At 52.8% G+C, this 23,478-nt stretch carries 22 protein-coding genes and 1 pseudogene; 11 read left to right on the forward strand and 12 right to left on the reverse strand.

What is annotated here, in order from left to right; translation table 11 throughout:
• The 6 genes from Q31b_RS02350 to Q31b_RS02375 form a co-directional block, all read right to left on the reverse strand.
• On the reverse strand, positions 1-3,555 hold the full coding sequence (locus Q31b_RS02350; protein ID WP_231617243.1) for an SUMF1/EgtB/PvdO family nonheme iron enzyme: 3,555 nt from the start codon (positions 3,553-3,555) through the stop codon (positions 1-3).
• Positions 3,556-3,625: 70 nt separating this feature from the next.
• Positions 3,626-4,495, reverse strand: a complete 870-nt coding sequence (gene lsrF, locus Q31b_RS02355; protein WP_146598045.1) for a 3-hydroxy-5-phosphonooxypentane-2,4-dione thiolase — start codon at positions 4,493-4,495, stop codon at positions 3,626-3,628.
• A 17-nt stretch (positions 4,496-4,512) separates the two neighbouring features.
• Positions 4,513-5,139 carry a DAK2 domain-containing protein gene (locus tag Q31b_RS02360; protein WP_146598046.1) on the reverse strand — a complete coding sequence of 209 codons (627 nt, stop codon included), beginning with the start codon at positions 5,137-5,139 and terminating at the stop codon, positions 4,513-4,515.
• 67 nt (positions 5,140-5,206) lie between these two features.
• A complete protein-coding gene (locus tag Q31b_RS02365; protein WP_146598047.1) occupies positions 5,207-6,202 on the reverse strand; it encodes a dihydroxyacetone kinase subunit DhaK in 996 nt (331 codons plus the stop codon).
• 34 nt (positions 6,203-6,236) lie between these two features.
• Positions 6,237-6,563, reverse strand: coding sequence for a VOC family protein (locus tag Q31b_RS02370; protein WP_146598048.1), 327 nt, complete (start codon positions 6,561-6,563; stop codon positions 6,237-6,239).
• An 85-nt stretch (positions 6,564-6,648) separates the two neighbouring features.
• The gene (locus tag Q31b_RS02375; RefSeq protein WP_146598049.1) at positions 6,649-7,323 is read right to left on the reverse strand and encodes a hypothetical protein; all 675 of its coding nucleotides are present in this window, start codon (positions 7,321-7,323) and stop codon (positions 6,649-6,651) included.
• A 362-nt stretch (positions 7,324-7,685) separates the two neighbouring features.
• Between Q31b_RS02375 and Q31b_RS02380 the strand changes: the two genes are divergently transcribed.
• Complete coding sequence (locus tag Q31b_RS02380; RefSeq protein WP_146598050.1) at positions 7,686-8,450, forward strand: IclR family transcriptional regulator; 765 nt, start codon at positions 7,686-7,688, stop codon at positions 8,448-8,450.
• Positions 8,451-8,525: 75 nt separating this feature from the next.
• Here Q31b_RS02380 and Q31b_RS02385 read toward each other — a convergent pair whose 3' ends face one another.
• Together Q31b_RS02385 and Q31b_RS02390 are read right to left on the reverse strand one after the other, a co-directional pair.
• The gene (locus Q31b_RS02385; RefSeq protein WP_146598717.1) at positions 8,526-8,876 is read right to left on the reverse strand and encodes a cupin domain-containing protein; all 351 of its coding nucleotides are present in this window, start codon (positions 8,874-8,876) and stop codon (positions 8,526-8,528) included.
• A gap of 27 nt (positions 8,877-8,903) precedes the next feature.
• Entirely contained in the window at positions 8,904-9,686 is a 783-nt protein-coding gene (locus Q31b_RS02390) for a carbonic anhydrase (protein WP_197170774.1), read from the reverse strand.
• Positions 9,687-10,168: 482 nt separating this feature from the next.
• On the opposite strand from Q31b_RS02390, the gene Q31b_RS02395 reads away from it, so the two are divergent.
• The 9 genes and pseudogenes from Q31b_RS02395 to Q31b_RS02425 all read left to right on the forward strand — a co-directional run bounded on the left by Q31b_RS02395 (position 10,169) and on the right by Q31b_RS02425 (position 15,574).
• On the forward strand, positions 10,169-10,489 hold the full coding sequence (locus tag Q31b_RS02395) for a DUF4190 domain-containing protein (RefSeq protein WP_197170776.1): 321 nt from the start codon (positions 10,169-10,171) through the stop codon (positions 10,487-10,489).
• Positions 10,490-10,556: 67 nt separating this feature from the next.
• Positions 10,557-10,622, forward strand: a pseudogene (locus tag Q31b_RS29540) (zinc-ribbon domain-containing protein); the annotation flags it as partial.
• A 3-nt stretch (positions 10,623-10,625) separates the two neighbouring features.
• Positions 10,626-10,952, forward strand: coding sequence for a CD225/dispanin family protein (locus Q31b_RS02400; RefSeq protein ID WP_231617244.1), 327 nt, complete (start codon positions 10,626-10,628; stop codon positions 10,950-10,952).
• Between the two features lie 22 nt (positions 10,953-10,974).
• Positions 10,975-11,406 carry a DUF2752 domain-containing protein gene (locus tag Q31b_RS02405; RefSeq protein WP_146598053.1) on the forward strand — a complete coding sequence of 144 codons (432 nt, stop codon included), beginning with the start codon at positions 10,975-10,977 and terminating at the stop codon, positions 11,404-11,406.
• A 4-nt stretch (positions 11,407-11,410) separates the two neighbouring features.
• The gene (locus Q31b_RS29545; RefSeq protein WP_390622298.1) at positions 11,411-11,518 is read left to right on the forward strand and encodes a hypothetical protein; all 108 of its coding nucleotides are present in this window, start codon (positions 11,411-11,413) and stop codon (positions 11,516-11,518) included.
• 206 nt (positions 11,519-11,724) lie between these two features.
• Positions 11,725-13,191, forward strand: coding sequence for a YeiH family protein (locus tag Q31b_RS02410; RefSeq protein ID WP_231617245.1), 1,467 nt, complete (start codon positions 11,725-11,727; stop codon positions 13,189-13,191).
• On the forward strand, positions 13,188-14,147 hold the full coding sequence (modA, locus tag Q31b_RS02415; protein ID WP_146598054.1) for a molybdate ABC transporter substrate-binding protein: 960 nt from the start codon (positions 13,188-13,190) through the stop codon (positions 14,145-14,147). The genes Q31b_RS02410 and modA overlap by 4 nt, the downstream gene beginning before the upstream one ends.
• A gap of 96 nt (positions 14,148-14,243) precedes the next feature.
• The gene (gene modB, locus Q31b_RS02420; protein WP_146598055.1) at positions 14,244-14,930 is read left to right on the forward strand and encodes a molybdate ABC transporter permease subunit; all 687 of its coding nucleotides are present in this window, start codon (positions 14,244-14,246) and stop codon (positions 14,928-14,930) included.
• On the forward strand, positions 14,927-15,574 hold the full coding sequence (locus tag Q31b_RS02425) for an ATP-binding cassette domain-containing protein (RefSeq protein WP_146598056.1): 648 nt from the start codon (positions 14,927-14,929) through the stop codon (positions 15,572-15,574). The genes modB and Q31b_RS02425 overlap by 4 nt, the downstream gene beginning before the upstream one ends.
• Before the next feature lie 130 nt (positions 15,575-15,704).
• Here the strand turns inward: Q31b_RS02425 and Q31b_RS02430 are convergent, their stop codons facing one another.
• The 4 genes from Q31b_RS02430 to rpsR form a co-directional block, all read right to left on the reverse strand.
• On the reverse strand, positions 15,705-17,525 hold the full coding sequence (locus Q31b_RS02430; protein ID WP_146598057.1) for an ATP-binding cassette domain-containing protein: 1,821 nt from the start codon (positions 17,523-17,525) through the stop codon (positions 15,705-15,707).
• Positions 17,526-17,657: 132 nt separating this feature from the next.
• Positions 17,658-19,454, reverse strand: coding sequence for an ABC transporter permease (locus Q31b_RS02435; RefSeq protein WP_231617246.1), 1,797 nt, complete (start codon positions 19,452-19,454; stop codon positions 17,658-17,660).
• Positions 19,455-19,965: 511 nt separating this feature from the next.
• Positions 19,966-20,481 (reverse strand): acyl-CoA thioesterase, encoded by a 516-nt coding sequence (locus Q31b_RS02445; protein ID WP_231617247.1) that lies wholly within the window; start codon positions 20,479-20,481, stop codon positions 19,966-19,968.
• Position 20,482: 1 nt separating this feature from the next.
• The gene (gene rpsR, locus Q31b_RS28800) at positions 20,483-20,761 is read right to left on the reverse strand and encodes a 30S ribosomal protein S18 (protein WP_231617248.1); all 279 of its coding nucleotides are present in this window, start codon (positions 20,759-20,761) and stop codon (positions 20,483-20,485) included.
• Positions 20,762-21,292: 531 nt separating this feature from the next.
• Here rpsR and fusA point away from each other — a divergent pair.
• Entirely contained in the window at positions 21,293-23,380 is a 2,088-nt protein-coding gene (gene fusA / locus Q31b_RS02455; RefSeq protein WP_146598059.1) for an elongation factor G, read from the forward strand.
• Positions 23,381-23,478: the final 98 nt, after the last annotated feature.

The following is a 23,478-nucleotide window of genomic DNA, read 5'->3' on the forward strand; positions in this document are numbered from 1 at the left end:
TCAATGGGAAACGGTGGGTGGTTTAGCGTCTTGGCTTCGTGGTTCGATGACCACGCGGAAGCCGACGTTGAAAACCTTCTGGTAGGATTGGTAAGGTAGGCGATAGGAGCTCGTTGCTCGGTGAGGTCGATCACGCCACGAACCGCCGCGAACCACTTTTCTGGTTTGTAGGTCCAAGGCATTTCGGCCATCGTCGGCCACGTAGGGATATGGATTATAGTCTGACCTCGTCCATTCGGCCACGTTTCCGTGCATATCGTAAAGTCCCCACGGATTCGGTAGAAATTGACCCGTTCCTTGGGGCGTCAGCGCACCATCGTTAAAGCGGTTGTCACGTGGCACAAAGTCATTTGTCGGTGATCGACGGTTTGGGGCAACGGGTTGCGGATCGACGCCCCGGACCGCGAGCAATCCGATCGATTGATCGGCAAGGTTGGCGTGCTTCTCGAATCCCGCTTCGCCAAAGTAAAAGGGCTTGTCACTGCCAGCACGTGCAGCCCATTCCCATTCCGCTTCGCTGGGCAGCGTCATACTCAGGCCCGTCTTTTCCGACGCCCAATCACAATAGGCCATCGCTTCTTGCCAACTGACGCGGATCACCGGCATCTCAGGATCATTGGCCGGATACCCAGGGTAGATATGATCTTTCCATTGCTGGTCAATCGCACCGCTATCATGCTTGGGATCAAAGCGTCTGAATTGTTCATTCGTAATTTCTTTGACCGACATCCAGAATGGCTTGGGAATTTCGACGACGCTTTGAGGAGCTTCGTCAGCGGCTCCTGCTAGCGATCCCATCACAAAACGTCCCGCGGGAATCCGAGCAAACGTGATCGTCTGGCCATCGATTTCTACGTCGCGGGTCGCGGAAGCCATTTTCTGCACCATCGCTTCGCTGAGCGGCCACCCTTCTATCTGGACGGCTTGGTAATCCACTTTTTCTTTGCTGGGCATTACGAAATCGGGACGCACAATTTCATCTTCCGGCATCCACTCAATATTGTCATCGAGACAGGCAAAAGCCCGCTTCATCTCGATCGTTCTCTCGGCTTGCACCTTCGTCTTCTCGGAGTAATTTCGTTGTTGCATCCAAGTTGCGTGATACGGAACATTCAAATCGATCCAGGTCACGAGCCGATTCCAGCCGTCTTCATCTAATTCGACGCCATGGTGTCCTTTTTCGAGCATTTGAATCAACTCGCTGGTGGACGCATGGTATTCCATCGGTCGCATCAGGTGGATGTCGCTTTCAGGCCCTGGGCGGCGCACATAGGGATGCAGCGCATGATAGGAATTCGCGAACCCCGCATTCCCAGGTGAGTTGTCCTTAAAATTGGGGCGATCACTTTCGCTGCCGTCGTGGCATCCGACACAGTGGCGATCGAGTACGGGTTGGACTTCACGCTGGAAACCAAAGCCGTAGGCTCGTTCAATGCCCGCCCAAGGCTCCAGTTTCTGAGGCATTTTGCGAGCAGCCAAAGCCATGCGTTCAGGTGGCGGGGTGCGAGTCGATTCGTGGCAACCGACACAGGAAAGTCGTTCACCTGGCATCGCGGCAAGCCAACTTCGCATGATTTGAAGAGCTTGGCCATTTTCGTCCAATGGCTGAATCGAGATCGGGACGCTGTGAGGTATCGAGAGCATTGCCGAACCATCTTCCTCGACCGGGACCGTTCCTAAAACTCGTTTCGTATCCCAACCCCCTTCGATCGCCAACGCATCATGGCTGCCATGCAATCGGTAGGCATAACCGTAGTTAAACAGTCGCAGCGATTTGACGGTGCCGCGCGGGATGTCTTTCAAGCCGGGGCCTGCGTAGATGTCTTGAATAAACAGAGTAGCGTCTTCCGCGTCAAAGTCGCGGCGATCAGGAATGATCGGTGGTTGCTCTCGTTTCTTCAGCGGAATTGGCTCGAACAGAAACTTTCGGTCGGATGCCAACTTGATCATATTGTCGAAGCGGTCCACCAAGTACAGCGACCATCGTTCCGAAGGGTTCAATTGTCCGGAAACCAAAAAGTAGTTTTCGCTCAAAGGATACGGATGCAGAAAACGAGGCCACTTGTCTTTCATGTATTGATCGATGATGACCGGTTCGACTTCCTTACCATACCCAGGGATTCGTTGGATCACGCCGTCGGCTTCGAACTCGCCTTTGGCGGTATCGAAAACGATCAACTCGCCAGCCCGTGAAACGCCGTGATGGCCTGAGCAAATCGCGGCGAATTGCGAAGTTTTTCCAGGGATCTGCTTGGCATAGAACATCGTATTGGGCCAAAACGAGTTCGATCCATAGATGCTGCGCAAATTCGTCCCATCAGGATTCATTTGCATCAAGATACGAGTGAAGTAGTGCGCGTTGTCCGTGTATTCCCAGCGGCAGAACATCACGCGGCCATTTTCCATGACCCACGGATACCAATCGTTTTCCTGGTCAAAAGTAATCTGACGCATGCCAGTTCCATCGGGATTGATTTCGTACAGATTGCCGACGTAATCACTGCCACCCACACAAGGAACCGCATGCAGAGGCGCTGTGGAACAGAACACCAATTTTCCGCTTGGTAAATAAGTGGCGCTGTAGTGATCGACCTCAGGCATCACGGTTGTAATCCGCCGCTCGCCGGTCCCGTCGATATTGATCTCGTGGATTTGCTGTGTATTGCTGTCGATGTCAATTCCGGTGAACAGTAGTTTGTCGGCTTCGTAATGCAGGCTCAAATCCATCACACACTGGCGACTGTTCGCTGGTTTGAATACGGTCTCGACAGACCTGTTTTCGAGATTCAGGATTCGAAGTTCATCGTCAAAATTGGGTTGCCGTTCGTTGCCTCGGCTGCGCAAATAGTTCGCGTTTCCTTGCCAGTTTGCAGGTACGAGAGCATTCTTGCTAGCTCGAAATAGAACTTGATCAAAGTCAACCTCTGGATTGTTGAGCACCAAAGCCTTGTAGCGAACGGCTTCGACCTCGGTATCCGAAGCGTTGTCGGATGCCAGCTTGTCAAGCTGCTGGAGATATTCGGTTGCTGGATACGTCGAATACTGTGCGCCCAAATATTCGATTGCACGTTTGGCGTATTCGATTTTCTTGGCGACAGGCGTGAAGACATAATCGAGGTCTACCGGAGCAATGAAGAGTCCGGCACTGGCTCGATTTCCTTGATTCTTGTTTACAAATTGAATTTCAAAAACGTTGCTGCCCTTATTGAGTGGAAGCGAATAGAACGTCTTTTCGACACTTTGTAGAACGTTTCCATTGAGTCGCAAATTGACCGGACCGCTGACGTTAAAGCCTTGCGTGTAGTCTCGGTCGGCAACCAAGTCCGCGACGATGAATAGATCGCCACGACGGAGGTTCACGCTATAATTGTGGCTGATGCGCAGGCGGTTGTCGGCTTGCCAGATCTCTGGGTTCGCAGCCGCTTCCGAAAGATTGCCGATCCAGTCTTGAACGTGGGCGGGGTCTCCGACATAGACGTCACCGAAATGGCAGGTCTGAGCACGCAGTGACGACGCAAACGTAGCGATTAAAGCGAGTGCAATCAACTTTCGCATAAACATCTTTTCATCAGCCTTCAAGTTTGGGGTGGGAAAATACGGATGGAGGCCCTGAGAACCGAAAAAATTAGGAGAGATCTTTATACATTTCAAAGGCTTGGTCGGCCGTCATCCCCTCATGAACGACGCCGCGAACCGCCTTAATCATACTAATCGGATTTTCGGACTGGAACACATTGCGTCCCATGTCCACACCCGAAGCACCTTCATTGATTGCGCAGTAAGCGAGTTTCAGAGCATCCTGTTCTTCCAATTTCTTACCTCCAGCAATCACGATCGGAACCGGGCAGGCAGCGGTAACCTTTTCGAAGTCCTTCTCGCAGTAATAGGTCTTGACGAATGTTGCACCGTTCTCAGCACAAACACGTGTCGCCATTCCGAGATAGCGAGCATCACGCGTCAATTCCTTTCCGACAGCGGTTACACCAAGTGTTGGAATGCCGTATCGGTTCCCCAGATCAGCGGTGCGGACGAGATTCTCGATCGTCTTGCCTTCATACTGGCCACCAATCGAAACCATGATCGCCAGCGCCGACGCATTGATGCGTATCGCATCGTCGATACCAAGAATGCACTCATCATTTAGCTCGTTGAGCACGGTCGTACCGGCTGAAAATCGAAGCGAGATTGGCTTGTTCACTTGCGGCGGGATGCAGCTTCGCAGGACGCCTCGGCTGCACATCAAGCAATCCGCGTATTCGACGAGCGGTAAAATCCCCAGATCGATGCGTTCGAGTCCAGACGTTGGCCCCATAATGTAGCCGTGGTCAAACGCCAGCATCACGGTGTTCCCACTACGCGGGTTAAAGATCCGGCTCATTCGGTCCTTGATTCCCCAATCGACGTGATCGAGTCCTTTGAGGAAGAAGGCTTCCTTCTTCACGGGGATGTTGAGTCCATAATCGTTTGCTTCAATGTTACCGGTAGCATCGGCCATGATTTTCCTTTATGTGTTTAAACTGCAGCGGTAAAACCGCGTGAAAAAGCTTCAAAAGTGCAGGCGGTCGACACCGCGCCTGCGTCCAGGTGTCCGATGACTCGCTCGCCAAGATTTCGAGCACGTCCAAATTTCGCAACCATTTCCTTCGTGTTTTCCGCCCCCTTTGCCGCCGCTTCCGCAGCCGCTTGTAGCATCGTCGGGATGCCGTTTTCCACGTTGGCAACCAGCGCATCGACCGCTGGTTCCAAGGCGTCCATCATCGTTTTATCTCCGATGCTTGCCTTGGTTTGTTGTTTGACTTTTTCGAGTCCTGCTGAAAACATTGCGGCGGTTTCAGCAGCGTTCAATGAATCGCCTTCAACGCCGTCACTCATCCCCAGAAAAAGGGCACCGATCAACGTGCTCGTCGATCCACACGACTCCATCATCGCCGCAAAGCCCATGTCCCCAAGCATCTTCTTGAGGTTCGTTCCCTCTTGGGCAACTCGGTCAACCGCTGTCATGGCACTGACGATCGCGGTCCCATGGTCGCCGTCGCCTGTTTCTGCGTCTAAAGCCGAGAACTCACTCGCTCGTTCTTTCAACGAAGCAAGTGCAGTCGCCGTCATCTTCGCAAGTCGCTGGCAATCTAAAAAGGCCATCGATTCATTCCTCTAATCGTTCGCGTATAGCAAAGTTCTAGTGTAAGTTCTTGGATCCGGAAGGCTTCTATCGGACCGTCCAGTAGGGTGTGTTGCAGGGGGCCTTTAGCAGCGGCACATGATCGGCATCTAACTTGCAGAGGATCATTTGGAAGCCGGCCATTTCTTGCACCGTTAAGATCTCGTCGATCAAGCCAGACACAACGGTGATTCCTCGACTTTCAAGGACTCGATAGGCTTTGCGGAAAATTAAATTCATTTCCATCAGGGTTGTCGCACCCGTCCCATTGATGATCAACATCGTCTTGTCACCCGACTTTGCATCGACGGCTGTGATCAACGGCTCGATCATTTTCTGAGCGGTCTCGTCGGCGGAGAGAATCTTGGTACGTCCTCCACCGGCTTCACCGTGTTGGCCCATGCCAATTTCCATCTCATCGTCCGGCAATTCGGAGATCGCTTGTCCGTTTTGTGGATGCGTGGCCCCCGTCATCGCGACCGCCAAAGTTGCCATTTGTTTGCTGAATCGCTCGGCAATCTCGTAGACTTCATCGAGTGATTTGCCTGCCTCCGCGGCCGCACCAGCGACTTTAAAAAGCGGAACGCATCCCGCCAAACCGCGGCGGTCTTCATCGGGAGTCTCTAAACCCGCGCTGATGTCCTCGTGAGTCAACAGCATGCGGACATTTAATCCTTCTCGTTTGGCCAATTCCATTGCCATGTTCGCACTCATCACGTCGCCGGCGTGGTTGAGCACGACGAGCAAAATGCCTACGTCTCGATGGAGAGCCTTGAGAGCTTCGAGCAACTTTGGTGCACCGGGGGCCGCGAAAATATCACCCACGACACTGGCGTCGAGCATGCCTTCACCAACAAATCCGCTCAGTGCCGGTTCGTGTCCCGCACCGCCGAGAGTGACCAGAGCGACCTTGTCCTCGGATTTCGCATGGGTCCGCACCACAATTTTTTCCGACATCAAGCTCACTTTGTCGGCATAAGCAAGCGTGTAGCCTTCAAGCAACTCCGCCGTAATATCATTGGGGTCATTCAGGAATTTTTTCATGGTTCGATTTTGTCTGGTCATCATTTGCTCTTGATTAGGAATTGGATTCTTCGATTTGCAGAAACTCGATTGGCACACCTTCCTCGATCACAAACGCAACCGTCACGCCGGGCATCGCCGTAAAAGGCTCAACCAGCATTTCTGCGTTTTTCAATTCCGCAGCCAAGTCGTCGACGCGATAGGCAATATGAGGCATCGCTTTCAGAATTTCTGGCAACCCGCTGTGATCTTCGAACCGCAGCCACTCAATCCGATTGCGACTCTGATCGGGATCCGACACATGGACTCCCGCGTCCTTCAAGTACGTCATGTTCTCATCCAAGCGGTCCGTGGGGATGCCGATGTGATGCAACGTTCGCATAGTCCTACTCCAAAACTTTCAACAGAATGGATCTTGGCAAAGCTCCCTGAATAGCCCCGATCCCAAAAAAAACCGATGTAACGTCCTAAAAGACAACCGACTTGTTCGTGAACTCGAGCGCGTTACCATAGTGAGGCGATGCGTATTCCGAAACGATTGCTCCCTCGGGGCCTGCAATCATAAAATGTCGAGCTTGCAAGCGGTTGAGCGAGCCCACTTCGCCCTGTTGAAGCGGTGTGCAATGCCGAGCCGTGATCCCACCCGCATTCAATTGACTTTCGGGAAGTTTGATCGGCAGATCCTCGGTCGCTTCGTCGTCGCTAAATGCATAAACCATGCCGTGACGCACATGCCAGGATTCCATTTTGGCCGGACCTTCGGGAACGGGCCGATGACAATGTTCGACAATCATTTGGCCAGGCAACAAAAAGATCTCATGGGCAAAGTACATGTGTTCGGTATCGTTGACCCAAAAGATGCCGCCCATGCCGACGTTCAAAAAGTCGTCTTGCGCGAAATCGCTGGTCCAAAACTGATCGCTTCGCAACAAGGGTGAGATCGGGTAGCCAAACCGGTTCATCATCTCATAGTAGGCCGCAAACGCTTTCTTCTTATTGAAGGTGTCGCCATCGTAAAAGTCATTGCGCGTGTAGTTCTTGCGTTCACCGCCGACGGCCCAGGTTCCAGCCGCGAGCGTACCGGCTACGACGCTCGATGTTTTCAGAAGGGTTCGACGGGTGACAGGATCAGATTTGCTCATCGCTTGGCTCACTCTTTTGTTCTTGTGGCGGTGCGGATTGAAGTTGTCAGGCAGAAACCAATTGCCTCACTCTCCCGGCGAAACCCGCGAGCGTGAAGGGGCGTTCGGTATATGGAACTATGTCCCATATAAGCACAGTTGCAAGAGAACGTCAAGCTTTTCCTCGAACCAAATCGACCGAGAAATAGTCCATAGCGAGAGTTTATTGAACGTTGAGAGCAGGGAAAGACGCTTCAGCAACCAAACGGGGATTCGGGAGACTCCAGACTTCCTGGGGCTTTTCAAAGAACGTTCTACATATAGAATAACCTTGGCGTCTTGGTTGAGTTGGGAAGCACCCCTAGAAATAAGTGAAAAAAAATATGCAAATCGATTCCCGATACCAGGTCCCCAATCTCGAACGTGCATTGGTGATGATGGAGTACCTACTCGATCATCCCGATGGCTTGACGCTGTCGGAGTTGACGGTCGCTCTAAAACTACCCAAAAACAGTGTTTTTCGTATCAGCAATACGTTGTTGGCACATGGTTATTTGAACCGCGATGCGACGGAAAAACGCTTTACGCTCAGTCGCAAGTTGCTGACGATGGGGCAGATGAGTTTGGCCGAGAAACCGATCGTTCCTACAGCGATCGACATCATGCAGAAGTGTCGTGATGAGGTCCATGAAACCGTCCTTATCGGTACGCTCGTCGAGTCCCAATTTGTGGTGATGGAACAGGTTCTCGGTTCACACCCGTTTAAATTCTCTATCGACTTGGGCGTCCAGTTAGAAATCCATGTCTCCGCCCCTGGCAAAGCGATGTTGGCGTACCTTCCTGAGCGTGAAGTCGAGAAGCGGTTGAAGGGCTATCGCTTCGTCCGATACAACGAGCGGACGATCACGTCCAAACGAGCTTTGATGAAAGAGTTGCGTGCGATTCGCGAGTGTGGATTTGGCTTGGACCGCGGCGAGCAGTTGCATGGGATTCATTGTGTCAGTGCGCCCATCTTCAATCGCCACCAGCGTCCGATTGCAGCGATCTGGGTCACCGGGCCAATCGACCGACTTCCCAAAGAGGCGTTCCCCGGTCTCGGTAGAACGATGCGATCCTACGCAGACCAAATCTCCGAGCGACTGTTGTAGTTCCTCCTCGCTGCTTTCACGACATCTCCTGATGCCAATGCACGGAATCGAAGGGTGAAAACGAGATCCTACGAATCACTTTGGATCGGCTCGGTAAAACACGGCTAGCCAGATCGTTGGCTCATCGGGGGCCGTCCATTCAACACGATGTTTGCGATGGGCTGGGATCAGGACATGATCGCCGGGTTTTAAGTGAAGCGGGTCATTGTCGTTCTCAAAAATCAGCTTGGCTTCGCCGTGGAGCACGACCACCCATTCGTGTTCTTGCTGATCGTACCAAAATCCTTCAGGGCTAACGTGGCCGTGGGAAACGATGCGTTCGATGCGGGCATGCTGATCCTCAGCAATGACCTCCATCAACTCTTCGGGAAACGATTGCGGCAGGTCCGAAAAAAGATTTTTGGGTTTCTTACTGCCACGTTTCATGTTTCTCATATCGGGGAAGTCACCTAGTCAATCGAGCCAGCGGACGCGGCCGTCGAGGTCGTAGATGGCGCCGACGATTTTGACCGCATGCGTTTCGGAAACACGCTTCAGTTCAGGGCTCAGCTTAAGAGCCCGCTGAGAACAGCGAGTGTTCTTGTGGACGGCCGTGTCGATGTCCGTTGACGGCCCTACATCGGGTTCGCCATCATGGTGCTCGCGGATCTCATCGTGAATGTGTTGAACGAGCGATGTTAGTTCACGAGGCCCTCCACTTGACAAATGCTGCATGGCCGCCGTCACCGCACCGCATTTTTCATGACCAAGCACAACGACCAAATGGGTATCGAGATTGGCAACCGCATACTCGATGCTGGCCAATACATCGTCATCGACAATATTGCCAGCGACACGGATGACAAACAAATCACCAAGTCCTTCGTCAAAAATCAATTCGGGTGTCACGCGCGAATCGCTACAGCCCAGAATGGTTGCGAAAGGCTTTTGTCCGCTTTTAAGTTTGCTTCGCCAATCGGGATCTTCATGAGGATGTTCTGATTTGCCACTCAAGAATCGCTTGTTGCCTTCCTTGAGCATCGCCAACGCAACTTCAGCCGAAACATTTTCGCCGGACTTCGCTGCTTTGTGCTCCACAGGGTTCGTTTCGGACTCCTTCTCTGGCAGAGCGGTCGGTGGAGCGGCGACTAGCGGGGCGAGACCAGACACCAACAGCATTGCGGTAAGGAAAGCGAAACGATTTAGGTGACCGATATGGGGCGCTCGACAAACACTCGGGAGGCAGCAATAGTTCATGGTTCCTGCTCAATTTTGGAGAATGAAGACGTCGCCATCTTAGCTCCTTCCTTTGTTAGCTCAAAGTAAGAACGTTGCACCCTTTGTCAGGCGTGAAAGATATCGCCCCTGTGAATCGCACTGTGCACTCTGTGCCTCCTTTACGGTCGCTAGGGCGACCTTTAGACGCATCCACTTTTTCAGTTGTCGCCTCGATTCGTGTTGTTTCGTGGCGGTTGTTGCTCTGCTCTCGGAGCGGAAGACGCCTTTGTCTGGAGAGCGTTCGTTGTCCGGATCCGATCTCTCGCTCTGGCTCTGGCTCTGGCTCTGGCTCGATCGGCTACCGCCTGAGCCCTCTTTTCGCAGGGCAGAACGCGGATTATGTCAAACCAGGTGGCTTGCAGGTAGCTTCGGCGGAGGGGAAACTGGTAGTTGGTGTTCTTGCTACGATTCTTTCTTCTACGAGCGAACAAGATATGTATTGCCCAAATTGTGGTACCCCCATGGCTGACGGGACTCTCGTTTGTCCCTCTTGCCAATGGCGCGAACCGGTATCGAATTCGATTGGTGACGATCCTGCGATGCGTTTGATCCTGCCCGTCGGTCGGTCCATCTATGCGATCATCGCCGGTTACTTGGGTCTTTTCAGTCTGATCGTGCTGCCTGCACCGTTTGCCATTCTGTTTGGAATCCTTGGCCTCAGGGACATCAAGAAAAATCCTCACCTTGGTGGCAAAGGCCGGGCAATTTTTGGTTTGGTGATGGGAGCGATCTTTACGTTGCTGCCGATGATCTCGATCGCAATTGCTGTCGCAACATCATAGTCTTACGATGCGTTACAATGCTCGAAGTCTGTTTTTTTTCTTTTCAGGTAGGTGATCGAGAGGGACAATGTATTGTAAAAAATGTGGCGTTCAAAACGCCGATGGTGCGCCAACATGCACAGCCTGCGGGGCGCCGTTGACGAAGAATCCTTATCAACCGGTTGGTGCTCAGCAACCATTCGGGCAAGTTGGCGGGAGCATGATGGGCGAAAAGCCTAAGAACTACTTGGTTGAGTCGATTCTTGTGACCCTCTGCTGCTGTTTGCCCTTGGGCATTGCAGGCATTGTGTTTGCCGCTCAGGTCGATTCCAAGTGGAATGCAGGGGACCAACACGGAGCGATTGCGTCGGCGGATAATGCCAAGAAGTTTACACTGATCGGTTTTGGAATTGGGTTGGTGATGAACGTGGTCGTTTTCGGTATACAAATTCTGGCGGCGATTGGTGCAGCGAGTGCGCAGTAAGGCGAAATGGTTGATTGCTTCGGTGGCCCTCTACTTGGGCTACCGCTTTGCCATCGGTGATTTACCGATCTGGATGCCAAAGTGTTTGTTCCATCAATGGACGGGATTTCATTGTCCCGGATGTGGTGGCACGCGAGCGGTGTCAGCATTGTTTGAAGGCAACTTCGTTTTAGCGGTTCGCAACAATCCGCTGTTGATTCTTGGCACGCCGCTGATTGGCTTGGCGATCTACCGGCAACATCGCCGTGAATTGGCTGGCGGTAAAGCGTCACCCCGGTTGGTCTGGACGTTGTTCATTCTTTTCGTTGCCTATTTTGCGCTGCGTAACATTCCATCGCCGACGACCAGTCCGCTGGCACCGGTGCCAGAGATCCAGGATTCTCTTCGCCCTGCCATGCCTCAAAAAAAACTTCCGCAACTTCCTTCTAACCCGCAAAATCATCTGAAGAGCTAACTTTTTGGGTTGGTGCGCGCTGCTCAACATCGGAATCTTGAGTTTCGCTTTCGTAGCAATTGCGATGGCGAGAGAACCGATCTCGAAACTTCATGCCGCATGTTTGGATTAGAGCCCGCGGATCTTTCGAGGGCTTGCATCCATTATTTGGCAAACTTCAATACGTTGGTGTTGAAATTTAATTTAGTGCCCTATTTGACGCTGAGAATCATGAATGCAGCTTAACGAAAGGGTCGTTCGCGGCTAGGCAACCAAACCAGCATCGATAAACTAATTGGGAATGTTGACCCACCCACCTATCGATTAACGGCGTAGACGATGAACGAAACCCCGCCCACTCATTCGCAATCGGAATCGATTGTCGCGTCCGTTGCCGATCGTCCGAGTCTTTTTTCGGAGATGCGTACTAGCGAAGATTGGTGGGCTATCTGGTGTGCCGGCATACTTCTGGCCGCCTCGTTTGCGGCCGTTTGGGTAGCGAAACCCGTCGATTTCGCGACTCAGATTGCGGCTGGCGAGAACGTTCCGGTCACCAATCCGCTAAAGTCTTGGCTGGCCAAACCGGGGGGCTGGGACTCGAAACCGATCGATGCCTTTTTCAAAGAATCGAGTGATGGGACGTTGCACTCGATTGCACCTCAACTGCTAGTCGTTTTTTTGACGATTGGAGTTCTATTTGCAATCGCGACCTGGGTGCGCGGCAAATCGGCAGTCGGTTTTCTCAAAGGTTTCCCGTTTGTCTTTCTGTTGGCGGTTTTGTCGTACACGATGGCGGGGCAAAGCGTCGTCAGTGCTTACAATTTGGAATATGCTCTTTGGGCTCTGTTGGTCGGCTTGATCATCAGTAATACGGTGGGCACGCCAAAGTTCTTGAAAGAGGCGGCACTTACTGAGTTCTATATCAAAACGGGTTTAGTCCTGCTCGGTGCCGAGGTGTTGATGAGTCGCTTGTTGGCGTTGGGTCTGCCTGGCATCTTTGTGGCTTGGGTGGTAACGCCAATCGTCTTGGTGAGTACTTATGTGTTTGGCCAGAAGGTGTTGAAGATCAAATCCAAGTCGCTCAACATGGTCATCTCTGCCGATATGTCGGTTTGTGGCGTATCGGCGGCCATCGCGACGGCGGCAGCTTGCAAGGCTAAGAAAGAGGAGTTGTCGCTGGCGATTGGAATGTCGCTATCGTTCACCGTCGTGATGATGGTTGTATTGCCCGCAGTCATCAAAGCCGTCGGGATGAACGAGGTACTGGGCGGAGCGTGGCTTGGCGGAACGATTGACTCGACCGGTGCGGTCGCCGCCGCCGGTGCGGTACTAGGAGATCAGGCGCTTGAAGTCGCTGCGACCGTCAAGATGATTCAAAACATTCTGATCGGCGTGACCGCATTTTTCGTCGCGATCTATTGGGTTACCTATGTCGAACGTGATCCATCGGCTCCGCGACCGGGAGCGATGGAAATCTGGTATCGATTCCCGAAATTCGTGATTGGTTTTGTCGGCATGTCGATCCTGTTCTCGATCCTTTACGTCGAGCTTTCTGGCGGCCCTGAGCTGATTGACTCGATGATCAAAGGATCGACCAAAACGTTTCGCAGTTGGTTCTTCTGTTTAGCGTTCGTCAGCATTGGATTGCAGACGAATTTCCGAGCGTTGATGCCTTACTTTAAAGGTGGCAAGCCGTTGATTTTGTATGTCGTTGGTCAATCTTTAAACTTGGTTTTGACGTTGTTTATGGCGTGGTTGATGTTTCGCGTGATCTTTGTCGATTGGGTCGAGCAGATGGTACCGTGATCAAAACAGCTGGAAAGGAAATAGACACGCTCTATCGGTGGCTGCGATCACCATGGTGCTCGCTCGTTGTCGCTGCGGCCATGCTTGGATCGATTTGGTTGGTTGTGCTGCCGAGGGTCGCACGGAGTCCATCGATGCAGCAACGGATCGATTGGCTTGATGAGAAGGGGATTGATCCCAATGCAATGTATTACACCGATTTGGAGATGATGGAAGAATTGTTGGTGCGCCAGCGTTCGCCTGAAAAGCGTTTGCCTGAAATACGAGAAACGTTGGTGTTGGTTGCAGCCAGCACGCGAGAAGCAATCGGTGAGATAGCGAGCAAGTTTGAATCGCAAACCGGAATGGGCGTGACCCTCAGTAGCGGTCCCTCTAGCGGTCTCGCACGCCAAATTGTCGCGGGTGCATCCGTGGATATTTTTGTTTCTGCGAATCAGCAATGGGCGGACGAAATCAATGATGCGAAGCTATCCGCAGAGGAATACGTGCTACTTTCGAATCGCTTGGTGCTCGTCGTTCCCGAGGGCAATCCAGCAAAACTGTTTGGCCCGCGCGATTTGAATTCCGAGCGAGTTCGCCGCATCGCGATCGCGGGAGAGAACGTTCCGCTAGGGATCTATGCCGAGCAAGCTCTGCGAAAATTCGATATCTTTGAAACACTGGCTGATTCCAACAAGGTGGTGCGGGGCACGGATGCTCGGGTAACGCTGACGTATGTCGAGCGAGCCGAGGTGGAGGCGGGGATCGTTTATGCGACCGATGCGAAGCAATCCTCGTCAACCGAAGTGGTCTATGCGTTTGATACCGCATGTCACGATTCGATCGTGTACCCTATGTTGCTATTAAGGCATGCCGCAGGGAACGATGCGGCTCGAGCATTTTACGAGTATCTAAAGTCGGACGAGTCGATTCGCATTTTTCAAAGCCACGGATTCGATATCTCCACAGGGGCGTAGCCTGGGCTTCCAGCCTGGGACCATAATGGCACCCAGGGTGGAAGCCTAGGCTACGGTTAAACAGCGAGGCGACGGTCAATTCCCAAAGGTTAGTCGATGTCATATGGAGAATGGAGTGCGATCTGGCTTAGCATTCGGGTGTCTTTTGTAGGTGTCTTGTTCAGTTTGCCGTTTGGAATCACGATCGGGTGGTTGCTTGCCAGAAAGCAGTTTTTTGCAAAGTCGGTTTTGGAAACCGTTGTCAACCTGCCATTGGTTCTGCCGCCTGTCCTGACCGGCTATTTGTTGCTCATTACGTTTGGGCGGCGAGGGATCATCGGAAGCTGTTTCGAAGAATGGTTGGGTCTGCGATTTGTCTTTGATTGGAAGGGAGCTGCTTTGGCGGCTGCGGTCGTTTCGTTTCCGCTAATGGTCCGAGCGATTCGGATTGCATTTCGTTCGGTCGATCCAAAGTTGGAGCAGGTGTCTCGAACGCTTGGTGCCAGCCCTCTTGATACATTCTTTACCGTTTCGCTACCGTTAGCCCGTCATGGCGTCATTGCTGGATGTGTGCTGGCGTTTGCCAGAAGTTTAGGGGAGTTTGGGGCGACGATTATGATTGCCGGAAGTATCCCAGGTCAAACCCAAACGATTCCTCTGTATATTTTTGACCAACTGCAAACGTCCGATGGGATCAAAGGGTCCACCACGATTGTGTTATTTTCAATCGCCATCGCCGCCATAGCGCTTTACTTTGGTGAGCGGATGGATCGTCGAGTATCGCCGAAGGAAACGACCTTATGACATTTTCTTTCCGCGGTTGTTACCATCGTGAAACGGGCTTTATGCTTGAAGCTGCCTTCCAGACCGACGCTCGCGTTACGGCGATTTGTGGTCCTTCGGGAAGTGGGAAAACAACACTTTTGTCGCTAATCGCTGGACTCTTGAAACCGACGGAGGCATGCATCTGTGCTGGTGATCATGTCTTCGTTGACACGCAAAAAGGTATTTGTATCGCTCCTGAAAAACGCCAAATTGGATTCCTGTTTCAGGAGGACCGCCTCTTCCCTCATTTGCGAGTGAAAGCAAATATCGAGTACGCTGTACGTCGCCGAGGCGATGGGGGGATTGCGTTCAAAGATCTAGTGCAGACGCTTGAACTTGAAGAAGTCCTTCATCGATTTCCTGACTCTCTCAGCGGAGGACAGCGACATCGCGTTGCGCTAGCGAGAGCGGTTGCATCGCGTCCAAAGCTTCTTTTACTTGACGAACCGATGTCGGCAATTGAGGATGTTCTTCGTGATCGGATCACTACATTCGTCAAGCGATTGATTGACGAGTTTCAAATCCCAACCTTGCTCGTTAGCCACAACCGAGTATTGGTGGAGCGAATGGCATCCAAGGTGATTGAAATGAATAAGGGAAAAATCGTGGGGCAGAACACTTAAGGCCGCTTTGCCGCAACCAAATGGCTCCGTCCCATAATCGACATCCTTCGGGCTAGGGATCACGACCCGGCATCGCCTCGAACAGGGGGACAGACAAAAGAATCGGCGCTATCGCCCAAGCGGTTCAAGCTCAATCCGAAGCGTGGGTCTTCTTGTGCCGGTAGGGGTTGAACAATAAATAGTTCAAGTGCCGGTACAGGTCGCTGTTGGCCAACAGTTCCGAGTGTTTTCCTTCGCCAGCCAATCGGGGTCCGTTGAGCAGTACCACCCGGTCGGCCGAGCGGAGGGTTTGTAGTCGACGTGGCAAAACAATCACGAGGCTGCCGTTTTGAGAAAGTTTTTTGAGGCATGCCAACGTTGGGTCCTCGGGCAAATGCTCCGCTGGCGACGATGGTTCGACAACAATCAAGACAGATGGTTTGTGCAGCATCGCCCGAGCGATGCCGATCGCATAGGTCGTTTCCTCTTGCAACTGGCCATCGCCAAGCGTGATGAATGTATTCAAGCCTTCGGGTAGTCGTTGCAGTCGATCGTAGACATCCAAACGTTCGAGCACGTTCATCACATCGCTATTGTTAAACCCGCTATCCCCGCCCCGAACGTTCTCTTCGATCGTGCCATCCCAAAGCGGCCCGGAAGGGTCCACCCACATGACATTTCGAGACAAGGCTTTGGGGTGAATGTCTAGCAGTGGGATATCGTCGATCGACAATTGGCCTTCATGAGGGCGGCCAAATCCCATCATCAATTCTGTCAACGCGCGAGTCGAAACGGAGTCGGTTCCAAGAATCGCAACAAGACTCGCGGGTTTCAGCTTCAAGCTAAAATTGCTCAAGATCGAGCGACCAATGGAATCGTGCAAGCTGACATCACTCACGTCGAGAGATTTTCGCAGGCCGACCAATCCGACACGCTGCTCACTGGCCGGCGCGTCTTCGCTTTGTCGCAGGTAGCTATAAACGGAATCGCTCGATTCGTCGCTGATTTTCAGTTGTCCCGACAATTGGACCAACCGATGAATCCCGACGACGGCGGAAGTGAGGGAAAGCCCCAAGACGAAGGCCGCTGGGACGCTTAAGCCGTTGTCACCGACTAGTAAATTGCCGCCAAGGCCGAGGATTAAAATTCCAACCGCGAGTGCTCCGCAGAAAAACAAAATGGGCCACAGTCGGCTGTGCCGTGATTGTTCGCTGCTCAACCGACGGTAAAGCGATTCGAGTTCTGCACCAAACGCCCGATCTGCCATCCCCTGGGTTTGCAAGCGGGCTAAGAGTGGAGCTTGGCCGACGATTTCAGCCATCCGCTGCCGTGATCTGGGAACTTCCCAATCGAGGACCTCATCCTCGTCGCTGACACTAAGCCATTGGTACAACAGCCACAGCAGAACGCCAAAGATGACGGCCAAGACCGCTAGCCAGACATTGACAAGCAAACCAACGATCACGCTACCGAGAAGCGTCACAATGCTGCGTGGAATAGCGCGAAACCACATCGAAAGGCCCGCTTGAATTTGAGGCAGATGAGCGCTGATCAACTGCTCGACGCGAACATACTGTGCCGCCGCACCTTCAACTTCTGCGCGGCGAAGGCTTTGCTGCAAGACTCTCCGGTGCAGACCTTTCACGATGCTACGAGCGAGTGCGTCGGAGCTGCGGCGCTGCATCCAAACCGCTAGTGAGAACAGGCCCGCTACGAAGACGGTAAAGAATACCAACTCAAGTAGTTGCAGTAGCGGACTCTGAGCCAAGAAGCGATCCGGAATGGCTACCTTCAAGTAGGTGCCGAGCCGTATGGAGGGGCTCATCAATCCGCTTGAATTGAGCAAGGCGACAATCAAGCCCACCAAGATGATTAACAGCAGTGGAAGTAAGCCAGCAACAAGTGACCAGACGTGACGGCCCAATTCGCCACGCGCCTCGGGTTCACTTCGGGGGGCGGCAAGTCGTCTCATCGGTCAACTCATGCAGTAAACAAGGTGGTTATCGGCAAAACACGCAGGCTTACTCCGTGTGCCAAGTCGCGGGCAGTGTGCCAAGTCACGGGCCTTACGCCAAGTCACGGGCCTTACGCTAAGTCACGGGCCTTACGCCAAGTCGCGATCTTCAAACAACAACATGGCCAGCATCCAAATCGCAAAGGCGAAGCAGACCAGATAGTTAAAAGCACCCGCCAAATAAATCAATGGAATCTGATTACCTGCGTCTACCGCCGATTGTACATTAAAAACATTCAAGTTGGGGATTACCACCGCGATTAACTTGCCCACAAATCCCACCAAAACGTTTTCTCCTCGATCGGACGCGACCAGTGGCGACGTCAGGTTTCCGATCACGTAAATTACGAAACAGGTGATGAAATTCGCGAGCAGCGGTAATCGCGTCGCCAGTGCGACGGCGATCGCTCCGATCGCCATTGTTTGCATGAAGTATAGCCCAATCACGGGTAGCGTCGTCATGATCTCTTCATGACCGGTTTGCCAAACGGTTTCACCGCGGCTGAACTCACGAGCGTCATAGATCGGCTTGTAACTCACCACGACCGCCAAAACAGCAGACAAAATGACGAATAGCACCAATACCGACAGCATGATTCCAGCGTACTTGCCTAGAACAAACGATCGGCGGCTAACCGGCTTGCTGAGGACGGTTAGCGCCGTGCGTCCTTCGATCTCTTCGCTAACCGACGTTCCCGCACTCCAGACCGCTTGCAGCATGCCGAGAACCATGATGAGTGTCACGCCAGAATCTTTCAGGAGCCGAATGTCATCGCCCAACGTGTTGAACGGAATGATCCCGAACAGCAGAATGCCGAACAGACCAATGGCGAGTAGCAGTAGATAGAGTGGTTGAGCCATTTCATTTTTGGCTGTCGAAAGCGACAATGCCCATACTCGCGGTGCCGCTTGGCGAAAGACCATCATCGCGGTAATCAGCAAAAAGAAACTAACGCCTCCCCAAACAATTGAACTCGCCTGAGGAACAAGCGGCCGGTTTTTGAACGTGAACACCACCTCGGCAGGGTCGATTTCGCGGTTTTGAATGTGTAGCTTTTCTGGATCGAACGGGACGGGGGATTCGTCGCGGTCTTCGAGTCGATAGACAAGTGGTTCGCCCTCATTCACGCGAATAGGAGTCCGGCTAAACTCGGACGGTTCCGCTGCATCGCCCAGCATAATCGTGCGATTGCTTTCGATCGTCAATTCAGAAACGTTGCGAAGCTGATAGTCGATATTGGCCGGGAAAAACGGTGTCTCCGCAGCTGGCATGTCAGGCGTCGCTTCAATGGGAACGACCATTCGCTCTGTTCCGTCGCCAACCAAATTGACCGCCTTCACCGATTCCAAAATCCCACGAGGGTTGTCGACCAAGGGGGTCGAAGCCAAACCGATCAATGCAAAAATGCCTGCGGTTGAGAGGATGTAGGGGACGACCCCTTCACTAAACATCGCCGACCATTCCGATCGAGTCCGATGCCACATTCCGTAAATCACGGCAAACCCTAAAAGCAAGCCGATTGCGATCAATGGCATGTACAGTGTGCCAGCATAATCGCCCGCCAATGGGACATATTGAGAACACAAACCTGCAGAAAACAGAGCACCTAGAATCAAAGACGCTGCGATACCGGTCTTGGGGCTGTCGGCTAAATTCCCCAGTCCAGGGACAAACGACAAAATTGATAGGCCCCCATAAATCAAGACGGCAACCAGAAATCCAAGTAGCAAAGCAAGCGAAAGAACCCAAATCGGTGTCAGCCAGACCGGTAACCATTGGGACACCTGCGCAACGATCAACCCCGAATGCAGCGAATCTCCCAATGAGAGCAGGTCAAGGCGAAAGCAGGAGAGGGAAGCGAGTGACGGATCAACGCAAGAAGTCATTTCGAGTCGACCTTCGAAAATGGAAAACATGCCGGAGCGGTAACGAATCAGCAAACAATGCTACGGGCGCATCGGCACCCAGCGTGGGATTACCTACGGATTCGGGATAGGAAAGGTTCGCCAGAATGTTGTTTTGCACCGCGAGCCGAGCGAGTGAAGCGTACGCATCGAGATACACGCAGCCCGCGGGGCACCCAGTCAAACCCGGATTCTTAGCAACTTCTCGGCAAACGCCATCGGCGATGGCTGCCAAAAATCCGAAAAGACTGCATTTCTGTACCCGTACCCGTACCCGTACCCGTACCCGTACCCGTACCCGTACCCGTACCCGTACCCGTACCCGTACCCGTACCCGTACCCGTACCCGTACTCGTGCCCGTACTCGTGCCCGTACTCGTGCCCGTACTCGTGCCCGTACTCGTACTCCTGCTCAGCCTGCGGCGGTACTCCTACTCCTGCTCGAAGCGGCCTGGGCGTCCGAGTGCGAGTTTTTGCTGATTTTGGGTGGCGATCAGCCGGGCGGTACGACCAATGTCTGCAACTGTTGGCGGATCACATCGGGAATCGTTACCTTTTTCAGGGATCCGCCAGGATGCAGTTCGCAGCAAACAGCAGTCAAGCTCCCCACGGCGACTTGGGTTGGCGGGAGCCCGTCGCTTGCTTTCGAGAAGCGAATTTCGTACTGGACACTGGAGTTGCCGAGCTTTTTGATTGAAAGATCCAGATCGAGCAGGTCTTCAAAGCGGGCCACCGATTGGTAATCGCAGCTCGCCGCGACTCGGGGCCAGGTCACCGCTGTGTTTTTGAGACCTTCGTTTTCGGGGCCCGAGTTTTCGGGGCCTTCGTTTCCGAGGCCCGAGTTTCCGAGGCCCGAGTTTCCGAGGCCCGAGTTTCCGAGGACTGAGAAGCCGAGCGAACGGATCAGTTCATGCTCGGCTGACTCCATCATCGTAAAGAAAACGGAGAAATGGGCGATTCCGGCTGCATCGGTATCACGAAACTCGATGCGACGTTGGGTTCGGAACACTTTATTCGCCGACGAACGGCAGCAGAGCCATGAATCGAGCGCGTTTGACAGCTGCCGAAACCGCATGTTGGCTCGCAGCGGTGCATCCACTCTTGCGTCGTCCGGCGATCCGGCCTTGGCGATTGACCATTTTTTTCAGCAGCTCAACATCCTTGTAATCGACGTACATTGGCCGCGGCCGCTGGCCATCGACAAAAATTGGATCTTTTCTTTTGGTGCGGGTACGTACACGGGATCGTTTGCGGGCACGGCTTCGCGTGCTCATGGGACGTGGAGGCATCGATGGCTCTCTGAGGATAAATAAAGGGTGAACGGTCTGCTCTGTCGACTTGAAAACAAATAACGGGTAATTCAGCCCCGCAATCGCGCAGTTCGACAAATACGGCCGACAAATCAATCGTTGCTTGTCGGCTCCCCTAACATGGAGTTTCGGCAGTATGCCGTTAAAAAAAGATGTTCGCAAGGGTATTTCCTTTCAGATTTGCCCTTTCGCAAAAGTCAAACCTTTGCCATATTTTCTATTCACTTCCCTCGTACCTCTCCCCTGCGATTGGTGCGACCGGGAAATTAGTAGCAGAAATTAGTAGCAGAGACGCGTGTGCGAATAGTGATTCGTGAAGGCGAATGGTGATTCGAGAAGATACCGTTTCTGCGGGACAAAACTCTCTTTCGTAGCGAACGTATGACGTCCGTGATCCATTTTCCAGGCCCTGTCTAAACGTGACGTGATTTGTAGATCATGTCCCTGGAAATAACAGAATCATTCGCAAGCCGAAGATTCAGATCGCGTGCATTGCCTAGGTAGAAGAAAATGAAGCTGGAGAAACTCAGGAACATCGGTATCAGTGCCCACATCGACTCGGGCAAGACGACGCTCAGCGAGCGGATCCTGTTCTACACTGGTCGAATTCATAAAATCGAAGAAGTTCGTGGTGGCGGCGATGGCGCGACGATGGACCATATGGAACTTGAGCGGGAACGAGGGATTACGATCACCTCGGCAGCGACGAGCGTCGAATGGAAAGGCCACCCGATTAATTTGATCGACACGCCCGGACACGTTGACTTTACGGTCGAAGTGGAGCGTTCGTTGCGTGTACTCGATGGTGCCGTCTTGGTTCTGTGCAGCGTTGGCGGCGTCCAAAGCCAATCGATCACGGTTGACCGGCAAATGAAACGCTACGGGATTCCTCGCGTGGCTTTCATCAATAAAATGGACCGAACGGGTGCAAATCCGTTTCGCGTCGTAACCCAGCTTCGTGAAAAGCTCGGGGCCGAGGCGTTCATGATGCAATACCCGATCGGCAAGGAAGACCAATTCAAAGGGGTGGTCGATCTGATCGAAATGAAGGCTCTTCTGAATGAAGGCACCGAGGGCGAAAAGCTTGTCGAAGCTCCTATCCCTGAAGACATCAAAGACGAAGTCGATGCGGCTCGCGCCACGATGCTTGAAGCGCTTTCGATGTACAGCGACGAAATGATGGAGCTTCTTCTGAGCGAAGAAGAAGTGCCCACGACGCTGATCTACAAGGTTGCTCGAGATGCTGTCTTGGCAGGTGCGACACCGGTCTACATGGGAACGGCCGTCAAAAACAAAGGTGTGCAACCCCTTTTAGACGCAGTCATCAGGTACTTGCCCAGTCCACTCGATCGTGAAATTCGCGGTAGAGATCCTTCCGACGAAGATCGCAAAATCGATCTGCGTCCCGACTTTGCACGTCCCTTCGTCGGCATGGCGTTCAAAATTGCCGACGATCCATTTGGCCAGCTGACGTTCATGCGAGTTTATCAAGGTCAAATCAAGAAGGGTGAAACCTACGTCAACCAGCGTACGAGCAAAACCGAACGGTTTAGCCGGATCGTGCGAATGCATAGCGATAAACGCGAAGAGATCGAAACCGCTTCGGCAGGCGATATTATCGCTGTCATGGGCATCGATTCTGCTAGCGGTGACACCTACGCAGCCGAACGAGACTTCTGTACCCTCGAGTCAATGTTCGTGCCAGAGCCAGTCATCAAGATCGCGGTGGCACCGAAGACACGATCGGACGGCGACAAACTCGGGAAGGCTTTGCAACGGTTCCGCAAAGAAGATCCTACTTTCCGTGTCGAGACCGATGAGGAAACGAACGAGATCTTGATCAGCGGAATGGGGGAACTTCACTTGGAGGTTTATATCGAACGTATTCGTCGCGAGTACGGTGTCGAGATAATCGCCGGTGCTCCCAAGGTTAGTTATCGCGAAAGCCCGACCAAGTCGGTCGAGTTCGACTACAAGCACAAGAAGCAAACCGGTGGTAGCGGTCAATTCGCTCATATCAAGGGAATCCTTAGTCCGATCGCCTCGGATAGCGAAGACAGCTTCGAGTTCGAAGACAAGGTCACCGGTGGACGTATTCCAAAGCAATACATTCCTGCGGTTGAAAAGGGCTTCCGAGACAGTTTGGCGAAGGGACCCGTCGCCGAGTTCCCAGTGGTTGGTACAAAGATCGAATTGATCGACGGTAGCTATCACGAAGTTGACTCCTCCGAAAAGGCGTTCTACACCGCTGCAACCGGTTGTTTCCGCGAAAACTTCAAGAAGGCGGATCCGAAACTGCTCGAACCGATCATGAATGTCGAAATCGAATGCCCCGAGTCGTTCCAGGGAACCGTCGTTGGTGACGTCATTCGTCGCCGTGGAATCATGTCAAGCAACGATATCGTCGAAGGCAATAGCGTCATCAAAGCAGAGGTTCCACTGGCCGAAACGTTTGGCTATGCAACCGACCTGCGAAGTATGACGCAAGGGCAAGGGACGTTTACGATGGAATTGGCGTTGTATCGCCAAACGCCGTCAAACGTGCAAGAAGAGATTATCGAAGCGAAAAAAAAGGCCCAGCTGGTAGGGGCTAAGTAGTGATCGCTGCGTCGATCGAATGATTGAAAACGAAAACGGCGACATGTCAAAAACATGTCGCCGTTTTTTGTGGCGTCTCTGCCGAAAGCGGCTTCGCC

Source organism: Novipirellula aureliae, assembly GCF_007860185.1.
In the GTDB taxonomy this organism is placed as follows: domain Bacteria; phylum Planctomycetota; class Planctomycetia; order Pirellulales; family Pirellulaceae; genus Novipirellula_A; species Novipirellula_A aureliae.